At 29.8% G+C, this 14,579-nt stretch carries 14 protein-coding genes; 6 read left to right on the forward strand and 8 right to left on the reverse strand.

Translation table 11 applies throughout. The features are described from left to right. Positions 1-4: 4 nt before the first annotated feature. The 6 genes from IFB02_RS11195 (at position 5) to IFB02_RS11220 (ending at position 4,784) form a co-directional block, all read left to right on the forward strand. Positions 5-196 (forward strand): CcoQ/FixQ family Cbb3-type cytochrome c oxidase assembly chaperone, encoded by a 192-nt coding sequence (locus IFB02_RS11195; protein ID WP_106688432.1) that lies wholly within the window; start codon positions 5-7, stop codon positions 194-196. Next, positions 193-1,155: a cbb3-type cytochrome c oxidase N-terminal domain-containing protein gene (locus IFB02_RS11200; RefSeq protein ID WP_106688433.1), complete on the forward strand. Its 963-nt coding sequence runs from the start codon at positions 193-195 to the stop codon at positions 1,153-1,155. Before IFB02_RS11195 ends, IFB02_RS11200 begins: the two co-directional genes overlap by 4 nt. Before the next feature lie 10 nt (positions 1,156-1,165). Then, the gene (ccoG, locus tag IFB02_RS11205) at positions 1,166-2,587 is read left to right on the forward strand and encodes a cytochrome c oxidase accessory protein CcoG (RefSeq protein ID WP_106688434.1); all 1,422 of its coding nucleotides are present in this window, start codon (positions 1,166-1,168) and stop codon (positions 2,585-2,587) included. Positions 2,588-2,734: 147 nt separating this feature from the next. Next, the gene (locus tag IFB02_RS11210; RefSeq protein WP_106688435.1) at positions 2,735-3,181 is read left to right on the forward strand and encodes a FixH family protein; all 447 of its coding nucleotides are present in this window, start codon (positions 2,735-2,737) and stop codon (positions 3,179-3,181) included. 1 nt (position 3,182) lies between these two features. Further along, positions 3,183-3,884, forward strand: coding sequence for a sulfite exporter TauE/SafE family protein (locus IFB02_RS11215; protein WP_106688436.1), 702 nt, complete (start codon positions 3,183-3,185; stop codon positions 3,882-3,884). Positions 3,885-3,950: 66 nt separating this feature from the next. Next, positions 3,951-4,784: a universal stress protein gene (locus IFB02_RS11220; RefSeq protein WP_106688437.1), complete on the forward strand. Its 834-nt coding sequence runs from the start codon at positions 3,951-3,953 to the stop codon at positions 4,782-4,784. Here the strand turns inward: IFB02_RS11220 and IFB02_RS11225 are convergent. From IFB02_RS11225 to IFB02_RS11260, 8 genes are all read right to left on the reverse strand, one after another. Then, positions 4,781-5,512, reverse strand: coding sequence for a sulfite exporter TauE/SafE family protein (locus IFB02_RS11225; protein ID WP_106688438.1), 732 nt, complete (start codon positions 5,510-5,512; stop codon positions 4,781-4,783). The genes IFB02_RS11220 and IFB02_RS11225 overlap by 4 nt on opposite strands. 3 nt (positions 5,513-5,515) lie before the next feature. Then, positions 5,516-5,950, reverse strand: coding sequence for a hypothetical protein (locus IFB02_RS11230; protein ID WP_191072766.1), 435 nt, complete (start codon positions 5,948-5,950; stop codon positions 5,516-5,518). An 81-nt stretch (positions 5,951-6,031) separates the two neighbouring features. Continuing rightward, complete coding sequence (locus tag IFB02_RS11235; protein ID WP_191072767.1) at positions 6,032-6,871, reverse strand: universal stress protein; 840 nt, start codon at positions 6,869-6,871, stop codon at positions 6,032-6,034. Between the two features lie 129 nt (positions 6,872-7,000). Then, the gene (locus IFB02_RS11240; protein ID WP_191072768.1) at positions 7,001-7,837 is read right to left on the reverse strand and encodes a universal stress protein; all 837 of its coding nucleotides are present in this window, start codon (positions 7,835-7,837) and stop codon (positions 7,001-7,003) included. An 89-nt stretch (positions 7,838-7,926) separates the two neighbouring features. Continuing rightward, positions 7,927-9,291 carry an oxygen-independent coproporphyrinogen III oxidase gene (hemN, locus tag IFB02_RS11245; RefSeq protein ID WP_191072769.1) on the reverse strand — a complete coding sequence of 455 codons (1,365 nt, stop codon included), beginning with the start codon at positions 9,289-9,291 and terminating at the stop codon, positions 7,927-7,929. A gap of 75 nt (positions 9,292-9,366) precedes the next feature. Further along, positions 9,367-10,023, reverse strand: coding sequence for an HAD family hydrolase (locus IFB02_RS11250; RefSeq protein ID WP_191072770.1), 657 nt, complete (start codon positions 10,021-10,023; stop codon positions 9,367-9,369). Between the two features lie 4 nt (positions 10,024-10,027). Beyond that, positions 10,028-11,842 carry a YfiR/HmsC family protein gene (locus tag IFB02_RS11255; protein WP_191072771.1) on the reverse strand — a complete coding sequence of 605 codons (1,815 nt, stop codon included), beginning with the start codon at positions 11,840-11,842 and terminating at the stop codon, positions 10,028-10,030. After that, positions 11,839-14,562 (reverse strand): TonB-dependent receptor, encoded by a 2,724-nt coding sequence (locus IFB02_RS11260; RefSeq protein ID WP_191072772.1) that lies wholly within the window; start codon positions 14,560-14,562, stop codon positions 11,839-11,841. Before IFB02_RS11260 ends, IFB02_RS11255 begins: the two co-directional genes overlap by 4 nt. Positions 14,563-14,579 lie beyond the last annotated feature (17 nt).

Here is a 14,579-nt window from a genome sequence, read left to right on the forward strand (position 1 = left end):
AATCATGTTAAAATTTGTAAAAAATCATTTAGAAACTATTGCAGGTGTAGAAATATACCCAATAATTTCACTTCTTATATTCTTTGGATTTTTTGTAGTGCTTTTTTGGTGGGTTTTTACCGCCAAAAAAGACTACATCTCTAAAGTAAGCAACATACCGTTAGATACAGACAACCAAAACCAATTTAAGTTATGAGAAATTTAATCCCTTCATATGTAAGAGTACCAGTTATATTCTTTACCATATTTGGTTTAATCGAATATTTTGTAGACTCTGGTGATAAACCTGCTTTTTTAGAGCATCCAATAATTATGCTGTTTCTAATATTAGTACTTTTTATACTAATTGCAATAGAAGGTATAGTTGGATCTATCGAAAATATTTTATTTCAAAGTTTAGATCAAACAGCAAAAGATAAGTATTTGGCTAGCAAAGCAAAAACACCTCAATTTAAAGCCTTATCTAATATTTACGAAAAATTAAAAGGTAAACAAAAACCAATAGAAGAAGAGCATGAGATTATTCTAGATCACAATTACGATGGTATTAAAGAGCTGGATAACAATTTACCACCTTGGTGGTTATGGTCATTCTATATTTCGATTGTATTTGCAGCAATTTATTTAGTAAGATTCCATGTTATTGGTACTGCAGATCTTGCAGCAGAAGAATTAGAAAAAGAATATGCTCAAGCTAAAATTGAAATAGAAGAATACAAAAAAACAGCTAAAAACTTAGTAGATGTTAATACGGTAACTTTATTAACTGATGCAGCCGATTTAAAAGCTGGTCAAACCATTTTTAATGCTAACTGTATTGCATGTCATATGGCAGATGGTGGCGGAGGAATTGGACCAAACTTAACAGATAAACATTGGATTTTAGGTGGCGGAATTAAAAACGTTTTTCATACCATATCTGAAGGTGGACGATCAGGAAAAGGAATGATTTCTTGGAAAAACGATTTAAAACCTATAGAAATGGCTCAAGTTGCTAGTTATGTGCTGTCTTTACAAGGGACAACACCTGCTAATCCTAAAGAAGCCGAAGGCGATTTATGGCAACCAGAAGGTACAGAAGATCAAAATTCTAATGATACCAAAACTGAGAATGAAAGTATTGAAGTAGAAAACACAGTAACAGTAATAGATTAAACTTAGTAAAATGAATGCTCCAGAAAATGAAAGTTTTAGAGACTCTATTGCCACTATAAATGAAGAAGGTAAACGCGCTTGGATTTTTCCTAAAAAGCCAAGCGGTAAGTTTTACGATTACAGAAAATATGTAAGTTATTTTTTATTAGCCTTTTTATTTTCTGCACCATTTATAAAGGTTAATGGCAATCAGTTTTTAATGTTTAATGTACTGGAGCGACGTTTTAATATTTTTGGTTTTCCGTTTTGGCCACAAGATTTTCATCTGTTTGTTATCTCAATGATAATTGGTGTAATCTTTATCACTTTATTTACAGTAGCTTTCGGTCGTATTTTTTGCGGTTGGATTTGTCCGCAAACCATTTTTATGGAAATGGTTTTTAGACGCATAGAATACTGGATTGATGGCGATAGAGGTAAACAATTAAGACTTAAAAAATCTGGATGGACTAGCGAAAAAATAAGAAAAAGAGTTCTTAAACATACCATTTTTGTAATTATTTCATTTTTTATCGCTAATATATTTTTAGCGTATCTAATAGGTAGTGATAAATTATTAGGCTATATAAAAGAAGGTCCTTTAGAGCATTTAGGTACGTTAATTCCGTTACTGATTTTTACAGGTATATTCTACTTTGTTTTCTCTTGGTTTAGAGAACAAGTATGTATCATTGCTTGTCCTTACGGTCGTTTACAAGGCGTACTATTGGATAACAAGTCTATAGTTGTTGCTTACGACCATAAACGTGGTGAAGGCCAAAATGGTCGTAAAAAATGGCGTAAAAATGAAGATAGAGCAACTTTAGGTTACGGCGATTGTATAGATTGTTTACAATGTGTACATGTTTGTCCAACAGGAATAGATATACGTAATGGTACACAATTAGAATGTGTAAATTGTACTGCGTGTATTGACGAGTGTGATGCTATAATGGATAAGGTTGGTTTACCTAAAGGTCTTATTAGATATGCTAGTGAAGCTAATATAGAAGATAAAGAACCTTTTAAACTTACAACTAGACTTAAGGGATATATTGCAGTTTTAATTGTGCTTATTGGTGTTTTAATGGCTATGTTACAATTAAGAAACGATGTTGAAGCACGTGTTTTACGTTTACCAGGACAGTTATACGAGCATAAAGAAAACAATATTATAAGTAACGTATTTACCTATAAACTGGTTAACAAAACAACACAACCGATAGCATTTGTAAGTTTTAAATTAAAAAATGTAGAAGGTGTTGTAAAATTAGTGTCTACCGAAGATACAGTTACTGTTCCGGCTCAAGGATTAGAAGAAGGAACCTTATTTATAGAGCTAGATCAACGTATTTTAAAAGGAGATAAAACCGAGCTTACTATTGAAATTTATAGTAAAGATAAACTAATAGAAACCACAAAAGTTAACTTTTTAGGACCTAGAAGTTTTTAAAAAAACAAGTTTAAAACGAATAAAAAATTAATTGGCAAGTACACCTTGCATTAAGGATTGAGGTATTGTTGGAGCGACTTGTAAAGCGCGACTACCGAAAGCCTGACCCGAAGCTTGCGAAGGGTAATGCCATAAAAAATAAAAATTATGAAATTTAATTGGGGAACTGGTATTGTTATAGCATTTGTTGGCTTTATTAGCTTTATCATGTATTTTGTTATTAACATGAGTACAAATAAAAAACTAGATCATGATTTAGTGACAGAAGATTATTATAAACAAGAATTACTGTACCAAAACGATATTAATAAAGAAAAAAACGCTTCTAAATTATTAGGAAAATTATCCTGGAAAAAATCTGCTGAAGGTATGATTATAACATTTCCAGAAGATTTAGATTATAATGAAATAAAAGGTAAAGTGTTCCTATATAGACCATCTAATAAACAATTGGACTTTGAAACCACATTTTCTCTGTCTAACCACAATTTGCTCATACCTGACAAACGTTTGTTAGATGGTCGTTGGAACATTAAAATAGACTGGAATTACAAAGGTAACAACTACCTTTTTAAAGAAGAAATTTTATATTAAAATGCTACTTACAGCTATCATATTTGGTTTATTAGGAAGTTTTCACTGTGTTGGAATGTGTGGACCAATTGCTTTTATGTTACCTATAGATAGAAGTAATTCTTTTAAAAAAGTATCTCAAATTACAGCTTATCACGTTGGTCGATTATTAGCTTATAGTATGATTGGTTTAATCTTCGGGTTAATTGGTAAAAGCTTATATATTTTTGGTTTACAGCAACGACTTTCTATTATTATAGGTGTTTTAATGATAGTTGTTGTTGTGTTTCCGTATAAAAAAATTGGGCAAAATTTTATTGTAAAACCTATTTATAAAGCGGTAGCTTTTGTGAAAAAACAAATGGGTGAAGCTTTAAAAAAGAAAACTGCAGATACCTTTTTAACTATTGGTTTTTTAAATGGGTTTTTACCTTGCGGATTAGTTTATATGGCTGTTTTTGGCGCTATAGCAACAGGTACAGCTTGGCAAGGTAGTTTGTACATGTTCTTTTTTGGATTAGGCACAATTCCGTTAATGACAAGCGCTATTTATTTAGGTAAATTTTTAAATTCACAAGTCAAACAACGTATACAAAAAGTAATTCCGGTATTTGTTGTGGTTATTGGTGCGCTATTTATTTTAAGAGGCTTAGGTCTTGGTATTCCTTATATTTCTCCTGCACCTGTTGTACAAATGGTAGAAGGTAGTATTAATTGTCACTAATTTCTTCTTATCTTTAGTTTTAGAATTTCATTTTGAAATGAAATCTCAAAAACCAATCTATTTTTTATGAAAAACATTCTGTTACTTACCGATTTTTCTCAAGCGTCTAAAAACGCAATACATTATGCTTTGCAATTATTTGCACAAAATCAAACTACGTTTCATTTAGTGTATATTCATAAAGCATCTGCGTTTACAAGTGCAGATTTAATGGCAAGTAGCACAGATAATTTGTATGCATCTATAGTTAAATCGCCCAAAGAAGATTTAGCAGATTTTGTTGAAGAGTTAAAAACGACTTACAATAATCCAAATCATACATTTTTAGATCACGTAGATTACGATGTGTTTACAGATGCAGTCAACCAAATAATAACTACTAATAGTATAGATTTAGTTGTTATGGGAACAAATGGTGTTACTGGTGCAGATGAGGTTGTTTTTGGAAGCCATACTTTAAAAGTGATTAGAAATGTAAAATCACCAACGTTAGTTGTGCCTAAGGACTTTACATATGTTAATCCTGAAGAAATTTTAATACCTTTAGATATAAACGATCAACTTAATACCAATAGATTAGATACAATTGCAGAAATTACAAGTAATGAAACTTCAAGTTTTCATATTTTAAGAGTCACAGAACAGGAACAAGATGCTGTTGTTTTAAATAACGATAAAGAGCAATTAGATATTTATTTTTCTTCTAAAAACTATAAATATAATCATGTAAAACATGTACCATTACATTATGTTGTAGATACTTATGTACAAACTAATGCAATAGATTTTCAGGTGTTTATTATACAGCAAATGTCTTTTTTTGAACGTTTATTTAAAGGATCACCAATTACAAAATATAGCAAAATTGCATCTATACCTTTATTAATTTTACATGATTAAATCCATAAAGTGTAAAAGGTAGAAATACCAATTAATAGAATTAATACAAGAACAAAGTTTCTAAATTGGTCTTGTGATATAGTGTTGAGTATTTTTTTTCCTATGTAAGTACCAATAATACTAATTACTAAAAGTATTGGTATTAAGTACAAAAGGCTTTTATCTATGTAACCATTGTTATAATACACGACGCTTCGACTAAGATCTACACCTAAATCTATAATTGCAGAAGTCGCAATAAATTTTTCTTTTGTCATTTTAAAGGCAGAAAGTGTTATGCCTCTAATTGCGCCGCCAGTTCCTAATAAACCAGCGCTAAACCCAGATAAAATACCGCCAATAATTGCATTTTTATTACTAGCTTTTATCACTAAATCTTTAAAAATTAAAAAGACAATACTTAATACAATTAAAAAACCGCCTAAAAAATAGGAGAGAAGCTTAGTGTTGAAAAACTGACTTAAATACGCGCCAATAATTACAAATACAACTGCAGGAATACCTAAGTAAATTATTACTCTTTTGTCTATTCCTTTTTTAAAAAAAGCAATTTTAACCACGTTACTAGCTAAATGAAATAAAGCAGTTAACCCTAAAACTGTTTGAAATTTAAAAAAATAATTAGCAACAGGAACAAAAAATACAGACGATCCAAATCCGCCAACTGTTCCTAATATTTCTGCAAGTAAAACTAAGAATAGAAATACACCAAAATATTTAGAAAGCATAAACTATTTAATTAAATGCTGGTTTTTATCTGCTTTCATGATAGCTTTTACAAGATTAAAAATTTCGAATTTTACAGCTTTATAATCATTGTAAAAAGCACTAACAGTTGAGGTAAATTTTCTATGTTCTTCTTTGTATTTTGTTTCTTTATCAATTTCATCTTTACCATCTACCATAAGTCTTAATTGTTGCTCGTGCTCTATTAAATCGTTAATAAGTTTTTGGTTTCCTCTTTTGGTTCTATACAAAGCAGTAGTTGCTGTTTGAGCACGTTCTAGATTTTTAGAATCTATTATTTTTTTGGTGTAATCTGTAATTAATTCTTCTAAAAATACTTGTTCGTCTTTTATAAAATTTAAATCAGATAACCAGTTTTTAGACATATCGTGCATGCGATCTGCACTAAACCATTCTACAACTTTTCCTTTAGTTTTCATAATGTAATAATTTTGGGTTATGTTATAAATTTAGGATTTAATTATCATAATATTTATGATAAATATCACATTGTAAGTGATTTACTGATTGTTGATGTTTGGTAAAATTAAAAATGGAACATGAGGATTAAATCCTATTTTTTTAATTACTGGTTCTTTAATAATTTGTTCTAAAATACTATGCTTATAGTTAACCATTACAAGTAAATCTATTTGTAGATCGTCTATGAAAGTATTAATAACTTCGGTTTTTTTGTCATAACTAGGTACGCTGTGGTAATGTGTTTTAAACCCTTGTAGACTTGTTTTTAAAACCGATAAGTTATAGTGTTGTATGCTGTTTAATTCTGTTTCGGTTTTAACATGCATTACGCGTAAAGTTGCGTTATTATCGTAAGAAATATCGTTAAGCACAGTAAGCTGGTCTGTGGTATAAAATCTATTTAAATCTGTAGGAAAAACAATTTGTTTTATTGGTTTGTAATCGTATTCTTCGGGAATAATTAATATTGGACATTTAAAATGTTTAGCCACAGTATTTACAGTATTAGTCCCAAAAAACGTGCTTAATCTATTTGTGGCTCCTTTGGTAGACATTAAGATTAAATCTATCTTTTTATCTTCAATTTCGTCTTTTATAGCTTCTGTTAATTGCTGAAATTTTAAAACCGTAATAAATTCGTGATTTGCATTATGATTACAAGCTTCTATTTGTTGTTTTATTTCTTTTAATTCATGATTAGCATCATTCATTATTGATTTTAAATAATGATCATTAAGTGTTGCAATTGCTTCTGGATCTAAAACTTCTGTATGAAGTAAATAAAATTTGCAAAGTTGATCTTTAAATAACTTTACTGCATACACGATTGATGACCAAGAATTATCCGAGAAATCTACAGGAATTAATATATTTTTCATGAGTTAATTAGTTTATTTATATAAAGTTACAGTATAAATTTCTAATAAAACATGACAAATGTTAGTCATAAAAAACCCATTAATACGGATGTATTAATGGGTTAATTAAAAACTTAACGATTAACTAAATTACTTAATTTTAAACGTTATTACTGGTAATGCTGCATGATTAGCAATATCTTCAGATATACTTCCAGCTAAAAAATGTGTAAATCCAGTACGACCATGAGTTGCAACAGCAATAGCATCTGCACCAGCAACATTAGCATAATTTAATACACCTTTTTCTACGGTATAATCCGATACGTATTTTACATGTTCTAATTGGTTTAAATCTCCGTCTGCTTTATTTAAAAAGTCTACAACGGTTTGTTCTATTTCTTGAGAACTTTTAAAATTATCTCCTGGCGTATTTACGTGTAATAAATGAATTTTAGAACCCAATTTCCCAAAAAGTTGACAAGCATTTATGTAAGGTGTAACACTTTCTTGAGAAAAATCTGAAGCAAATACAACATTATCAAAACTTAATGTAGAAGGTTTGTTTTTAATTACAAGTACTGGTATATCTGCATGTCTAACTACTTTTTCTGTATTAGAGCCAACAAAGATTTCTTTTAATCCGCTACTTCCATGAGATCCCATAACTATTAAATCTGCGTTGTGTTCTTTTGCAACATCATTTACCTCGCTAAATACTTTAAAGTGTTTTACGATTGGAGTTACAGATACGTTATTTAAAAAATCTTGTTCTAAAAATTCATTAAAACGTTTTTCGGCAAGCTTAATAAAAAACACTGTTTCGTCTTGTAAATCTGCTTCACCTTTGGTTAAAATGGTTTCAGAAATTTCTAACATGTGTAATGCTAAAATTTCGGCATTGTATTTTTTTGCTAATATAGATGCAGCTTCTAAAGCGTAATTAGAATGGTCTGAAAAATCTACTGGTACAATTATTTTTTTCATTTTTTGTTGATTTTAAGAGTTATATAAAGTTATTAATTTTTAAGGTTTTAAAGGTTGTTTTTACATGATTTAAGCTTTAATTAACATGCTTAAATTGTCATAGAAAACAACTGCGTTTCTGGCTTGTTTCTTTGCAATAAAAGATCAAAAGCCATACAAATGTTTCTAACAAATGGTTTTCCTTTTTCGGTAATAAAAATTTGATTTAATTCTATTTTTACCAAGCCATCTTCTTGCATTTCTTTTAGTTTGGTAATTACTTCCGGAATTTCTTCAAAATATAAACCATTGTTTATCCAGCTGGTTTTAAAATGACACATTAGATTTAGGATATGTTGTCTAATTATTAAATCTTCTTTACTTAAAATATGTCCTCTAAATACTGGAATTATATCTTTTTCTATTTGTTGATAATAGGCTTCTAAAGATTTTTCATTTTGAGCAAAAGCATACCAACTATCACTTATAGACGATACGCCAAGACCAATCATAACTTTGGTTTTTGAAGCAGTATAACCCATAAAATTACGATGCATGGTTTCTGTTTTACTTGCTTTGTAAAGTTGGTCAGACGGTAATGCAAAATGGTCCATACCTATATCTTCATAGCCTGCATTTGCTAATAATTCTTTACCTAATTGATATTGTTTTTGTTTACTATTTGCACTTGGTAAATCACTGTCTTTAAATCCACGTTGTCCATTACCTTTTATCCATGGTACGTGCGCGTAGCTGTAAAAGGCGATTCGATCTGGTAAAAGTGCTTTTGTTTTATTAATAGTTTCGGTTACATGAGCTTCTGTTTGAAAAGGTAAACCAAAAATTATATCGTGTCCAACAGACGTATAGCCAATTGCTCTAGCTTGTTCTGTTACGCGCTTTACGTTGGTAAAAGGTTGTACACGATGTATTGCTTTTTGTACAATAGGATTGTAGTCTTGTACACCAAAACTAACACGTCTAAATCCTAAATTATATAAGGTTTGTAAATGTGCTTTTGTGGTATTATTTGGATGACCTTCAAAGCTAAATTCATAATTGGTTGCTAAATCTGCTTTAGCTTTTAACCCATTAATTAGTAAGGTTAAATTCTCTGTCGAAAAAAAAGTTGGTGTTCCGCCACCAAGATGTAATTCTTTAATAATTGGTTTTTCGTCAAAAAGATTACAATATAAATTCCATTCTTTTAATAAAGCATTAATGTAAGGTTGTTCTACTTCGTGACGCTTTGTAATGCGTTTATTGCAACCGCAAAAGGTGCATAAACTTTCGCAAAATGGTAAATGTATGTAAAGGCTAATTCCTTCTGTTTGATTACTTTCTTTAAAGGCTTTTATTAATTGTTCTTTCCATAATTGTAAAGAGAACAAATCTTGATTCCAATATGGTACTGTAGGATAGCTAGTATATCTTGGTCCAGCTACATTATATTTATTTATTAAAGAAAAGCACATATCTTGACTATTTTATATTTCAAAATTAGTGCGATATTTACTCTTAAAATATGACAGATGTCATACTGTGAAGAATTATATTAAAGTTGAAATTTTTTTAAACGGAATTTCATTAAAAGCATTAATCACCAAATCGGCTTGACTGTAATCTTGATTTTTAGAATGTAAACTATCATAGCCAATACAAAAACTTCCAGCAGATTTTGCTGCTTTTATACCGTTTGTAGAATCTTCAATAACAATACATTGCTCTTGTTTATAACCTGCTAATTGTGCTGCTTTTTCAAAAATTTCTGGATGTGGTTTAGAGGCTTTTAAACTTGCTCCACTAATTTTTGCTTTAAAATATTGGTCTAAATCAAATCTTGTAAACACTTTTTCTATTGTGCTCATAGAAGCAGAAGAAGCTAAAATTAAAGTTAAATCGTTAGCGTAATAATCTTCTATAATTTGATGTACACCATCTAATAGATTTAAACTTTTATCGGTAGTAAAAAGCGTATTAAAATGTGCTCTTTTATTTAATTCTAAATCTTTAGGATTAGCAGTTAAGTTAAAGTGTTGTACTAATTTGGTGCAAACATTTTGTGTAGATTGACCTGTAAAACTCTCGTATAAATCTGTACTTACTTGTATACCAAAATCTTTAAACATGTAATGGTATGCTTTATGGTGTAATGGTTCTGTATCTACAATGACGCCATCCATATCAAATAATACTGCTTTAACCATGTTTTTAGTTGTTTTTTGGTAAAGTAAAATAAAAGGTTGTGCCTTGATTAGGTTCTGACTCTAACCAAATTGTACCACCATGAGATTCTACAATTTTTTTACAATGTGAAAGACCAATTCCTGTACCTTCATATTCGTCACGATTGTGAAGACGTTGGAAGATTGCAAAAATCCTTTCTTGATGTTTTTTTGGTATGCCTATACCATTATCTTTAACTGCAAATTTAATAAATAAGTCGTTTTCTGAATTTTTAAATTCTTCAGCAGAAATATTTATAATTGGAGTAGTATTTGGTTTGATAAATTTAATACCATTACTAATTAAGTTTTGAAAAAGTAGACGTAATTCTACTTCCGATCCATAAATTTCTGGAAGATGTTCTGAAATTATTTGAGCCTTACTGTTTAGAATTCGGTTTCCTAAATCTGCTTTAACTGTATTAATAATAACATTTGCATCTATATATTCAAACTGTTGAGACTTACCAAGCCTAGAATAATCTAAAAGAGCATCTATAAGACTTTTCATTCTTATACTAGATTGGTTAATGTAATTTAGGCTAGTAATTCCATCTTGATCTAATTGATCTTTGTGATCTTCTAACAGCAATCCAATTAAACCAGAAATGGTATTTAGAGGCTCTTTTAAGTCGTGACTAGTTATATAAGCAAACTGTTCTAACTCTTTGTTTTTAGAGGTTAATTGTTGGGTTTGCTTGTATATAATTTTGTTTTTTTCGGTTAAAATTTGGTTTAATTTTTTCTTTGCACGATAATTTTTAAAAATAATTATACTGGCAACCAAAGTGATAAATACCAAAGCAGCCAATAAATAGTTAAACATTTTTAAGATGAAAATGTAGTCGTCATTTTCTTCAATAATCTTCTGTTTATCTTCAATTTCTTGTAACTGATTTTTAATGTAAGCAGCTTGTTTGTCTATCTCTAACTTGCTGTTAGATATTGCTATTTGTTGGTTATTAATCGTATCTAGTTGTGCATTTATAAACTGTTCTAATTGTTTTTCAATTTCAATTTTTTGATCTAGTTTTTGGTCTTGCAGCGCATTTTCTTCTTTAAGTTTACTAATCCATTTATTACTAGATTGTAATTGCAAATTGGTATTAGATAACTGTTGATTTTGTTGCTCTATTACCGCTTCTTTATCATTTAATTCTGCTTTAGTAGTATTAAGCTGATTGGTTTTTTGCGTAATAATTTCTTCAGAAGTTTTTAATTCTGAAGCTGTGTCTTTGTAAAGCAATTTCCATTTTTCTGAAGAAGTAATTGCATTAGTTTCTAAACTTGGAGCTATTCTAAATCCAGAATTATACAGTAAAGATTTATTTATTTCGTACTCAAAAGTATTGTCTACATTAACCATATTAATCATAGAAGAGTTGTATTTACTATCTTCTGTGATTAGCAAAATGTTTTTGTTTTCTATACTTTTTAAAACATAATTTAAATCGTAGTTATTATTATATTTTAAATATAAAACTTGTATGTTTTTTACATCTTTAACAGCGTTAAAGCCAATTACATTAACAGGTTTGTTATAAATTTTTCTTTTTAATGCTAGACTTTTTAAATCTATTAAAGTTCTGTCTTTACCTAAAACACCAATATTAAAGGTCTCTAAATCTTCTAAATTAGACCAACTTACTTGCTGCGAAAAATTAAAAATATAAATGGCACGTTGTACACGTTTTATTTGCTCGTTACTTAGGTTTTGACTAAAAGTAACAATGCTAAATAGACTACAAAAAACAATTAGCAGGTAATGTTTTATGTGATACGTTTTATTTAAAACTATCATAATCTAAGCAATAGTTTTGTGTAATAATTTGCACCGTTAACTCCAAATTGCTGAACTCTTCTACTGTAAACAAAGTTTCCGTTTTCTGTATTAGAAGAATGGTTGTGTTTATCTGGATAGACATTAAAAATATTATTACCGCCAATGGTAAAATAAGCATGTTTACCAAATTTATAGGTAAATGAGGCGTCTGTTAAAATTTTAGATGCAAATGTTTGATCTCTACTTTCTACTTGACCAGTAAAATTATTTACAACCCAATTGTTTGGATTTTCGTCTTCTGGATGTATGTATTTAACTTCTCCAAAATAGGTGTTACCTAATTCAAATCTGTATTTATCAAATTCGTAAGCAACTAATGCATTAATTTTAAAGTTAGGTTGTGCGTATTCTACTCTGGCAACATCTTCGCGATTAAATAAAACATTTTCTTGTCCAATTAAAGAATTTGGTACTTTTATTGGACCAACTACAGCAGTATGAGTAAAATTAGCACCTAAAACCGCATTTAATTTATCTTTTTTGGTTTCTAATTTGTAGTGAACAGCAGCATCAAGTCCGTTTGTTTTAGAGTCTATAGCATTACTAAAAAATTGAGCTGCACCAACATTAAACGGTTCTAAAATATCTTGATAACCATCTGCAAATCTTCCAGAAAGTACAATTCGATCTTCAATTAAAATGTTGTAATAATCAAAAGAAAACGATAAGTTATTATTTATTTTTCCAGTAAATCCAGCACTAAAATGTTTAGATAATTCTGGTTTAAGCATATCTACTTCAAAAGCTTCGTTTGTAATTGCGCTTTCGGTATTAAAAGTTCCAACTTGCAATATTTCGCCATTAATAAATTGTGTACTAATGTTTTGGAAGTATAATTGGTGTAAAGAAGGCGCTCTAAAACCAGTACTTAAACCAGCTCTAATACTTAAATTGTCTTTAATTCTGTATCTGCTAGATAATTTCCAAACAAATTGTCCACCAAAATCGTTGTAAGCTTCGTATCTACCTGCAACTTTTAATAGTAATTTTTCAGTTGGGTTAACTTCTATATCTAAATAACCAGAACTGTTTGTTCTAAACCTACTTAATTGATTTTCTGGTGTAATTCCAGGAAATACTTGTGCTCCAGGAATGCTTGGTTGTTCATCACCATTTTGATCAATATAAGTGTTTCCTCCATCTGTATAAGACGCTTCTTCACCAGCTATGATTTGATAATTTTCTACACGTAGTTCTGCACCAAAAGCGATATTAACACCTTTAAGCCAGTCAAATCCACGATTAACATCTAGATTAGAAGTGTTTTGTCTATATAAAAATCCGCCAGAATAAAAGGTTCTTGGAGAAGCAATACCTAAAGAGGCGTTATTGGAATTGTTAACAGTATAGTCTAAAGAATTTATTCCTATAGAATGACTAAAATCTAGATTCCATAGGTTTTTAATCCCTTTAAACCCAAAAACAATTGCATCATCTTGTATATCTGTTAAAATTTCTGGTGAAAATCCGTCTGGATACATCTGTAAAACAACACGGTCTATTTGTTTAGGGAAACGATAAAATCCTTTAGATTTTCCTTCTCTGTAATTACGTCCACCATGAGTATAAATACTAGCAAATTCGCTAACAGGTAATTCGGCATTAAAAGACAAAGCAAGGTTTTGTGTAGCTGCGCTACCAATTTCCATAACTCTTTGGTCTTTATAATCATTTTGAGCGTAAAAATTATTTTGAGCGATTAGTATCGCATCTTCTTCAGGATCGTTAGAGTAGACTGTACCATTATAATTTCCTGCACGATTAGTTGCTTCTCTATTTCTATATTCACCAGTAATATTTACAAATCCTTTGTTACCGATTTCGAAACCAAAATTGGCTGTAAAGTTACTTGTAAATCCATCGTTTAATGTGTTTTTAGATACGCGACCACTTACATCTATAGTCTGTATTTGTTCTTTTAAAATGATGTTAATTACACCAGCAATAGCATCCGATCCGTATTGTGATGTTGCACCATCTCTTAAAATTTCAATACGTTCTATAGAGGCAACAGGAATAGCGTTAAAATCTGTTCCAACTGTACCTCTTCCAACAGTTCCGTTAACATTTAATAAAGAGCTATTATGTCTTCTTTTTCCATTAATTAAAACTAATACTTGATCAGGACCTAAACCTCTTAAAGTTGCTGGATCTACGTGATCTGTTCCGTCAGATATTGTTTGATTTGTAGAATGAAAAGATGGTACTAAGTAATGTAAAATGTGGCTTAATTCTATTTGTGACGCGTTAGTTAAATCACTTGGAGAAATAATATCTACAGGAGCTGTTGTTTTTAATAATGATATTGGTTTAGTTCTTGATCCTAGCGATATTGGTTGATCTACAGAAAAACCAGTTTCTAAAACAAAGTCTAAAGTTTTATTATCGCCTACATTTAGCGTAATTGCTTTAAATGCAGTAGTGTACATTACAAACGAAACGTTTATTACATAATCACCTTCATCTAAATTTAAAGTGTATTTTCCGTCTACATCTGTAGTTGTACTTATGCTGTTACCTTCAATCGTTACTTTAGCACCAGGTAATGCACCAAATTGATCTGTAACAATTCCTGTTACAGTAGCTCTGTTTTGGGCTGTAAGTGACGTGTAAACAAACAAAAAGACAAAATAAAAAATTTTGTCTGCTTTTAAATTAAGTAATAGTGTAGATACCATTTGGAGGAATAGATATA

Origin of the sequence: Mesoflavibacter profundi (assembly GCF_014764305.1) — a bacterium.
Taxonomy (GTDB): domain Bacteria; phylum Bacteroidota; class Bacteroidia; order Flavobacteriales; family Flavobacteriaceae; genus Mesoflavibacter; species Mesoflavibacter profundi.

What these genes read in the sequence shown, in the direction of transcription:
- IFB02_RS11220 (WP_106688437.1), top strand. Translation starts at nt 3,951, where the DNA reads ATGAAAAACATTCTGTTACTTACCGATTTTTCTCAAGCGTCTAAAAAC.
- IFB02_RS11235 (WP_191072767.1), bottom strand. Translation starts at nt 6,871, where the DNA reads ATGAAAAATATATTAATTCCTGTAGATTTCTCGGATAATTCTTGGTCA.
- IFB02_RS11210 (WP_106688435.1), top strand. Translation starts at nt 2,735, where the DNA reads ATGAAATTTAATTGGGGAACTGGTATTGTTATAGCATTTGTTGGCTTT.
- IFB02_RS11250 (WP_191072770.1), bottom strand. Translation starts at nt 10,023, where the DNA reads ATGGTTAAAGCAGTATTATTTGATATGGATGGCGTCATTGTAGATACA.
- IFB02_RS11195 (WP_106688432.1), top strand. Translation starts at nt 5, where the DNA reads ATGTTAAAATTTGTAAAAAATCATTTAGAAACTATTGCAGGTGTAGAA.
- IFB02_RS11200 (WP_106688433.1), top strand. Translation starts at nt 193, where the DNA reads ATGAGAAATTTAATCCCTTCATATGTAAGAGTACCAGTTATATTCTTT.
- hemN (WP_191072769.1), bottom strand. Translation starts at nt 9,291, where the DNA reads ATGTGCTTTTCTTTAATAAATAAATATAATGTAGCTGGACCAAGATAT.
- IFB02_RS11215 (WP_106688436.1), top strand. Translation starts at nt 3,183, where the DNA reads ATGCTACTTACAGCTATCATATTTGGTTTATTAGGAAGTTTTCACTGT.
- IFB02_RS11255 (WP_191072771.1), bottom strand. Translation starts at nt 11,842, where the DNA reads ATGATAGTTTTAAATAAAACGTATCACATAAAACATTACCTGCTAATT.
- IFB02_RS11260 (WP_191072772.1), bottom strand. Translation starts at nt 14,562, where the DNA reads ATGGTATCTACACTATTACTTAATTTAAAAGCAGACAAAATTTTTTAT.
- ccoG (WP_106688434.1), top strand. Translation starts at nt 1,166, where the DNA reads ATGAATGCTCCAGAAAATGAAAGTTTTAGAGACTCTATTGCCACTATA.
- IFB02_RS11230 (WP_191072766.1), bottom strand. Translation starts at nt 5,950, where the DNA reads ATGAAAACTAAAGGAAAAGTTGTAGAATGGTTTAGTGCAGATCGCATG.
- IFB02_RS11225 (WP_106688438.1), bottom strand. Translation starts at nt 5,512, where the DNA reads ATGCTTTCTAAATATTTTGGTGTATTTCTATTCTTAGTTTTACTTGCA.
- IFB02_RS11240 (WP_191072768.1), bottom strand. Translation starts at nt 7,837, where the DNA reads ATGAAAAAAATAATTGTACCAGTAGATTTTTCAGACCATTCTAATTAC.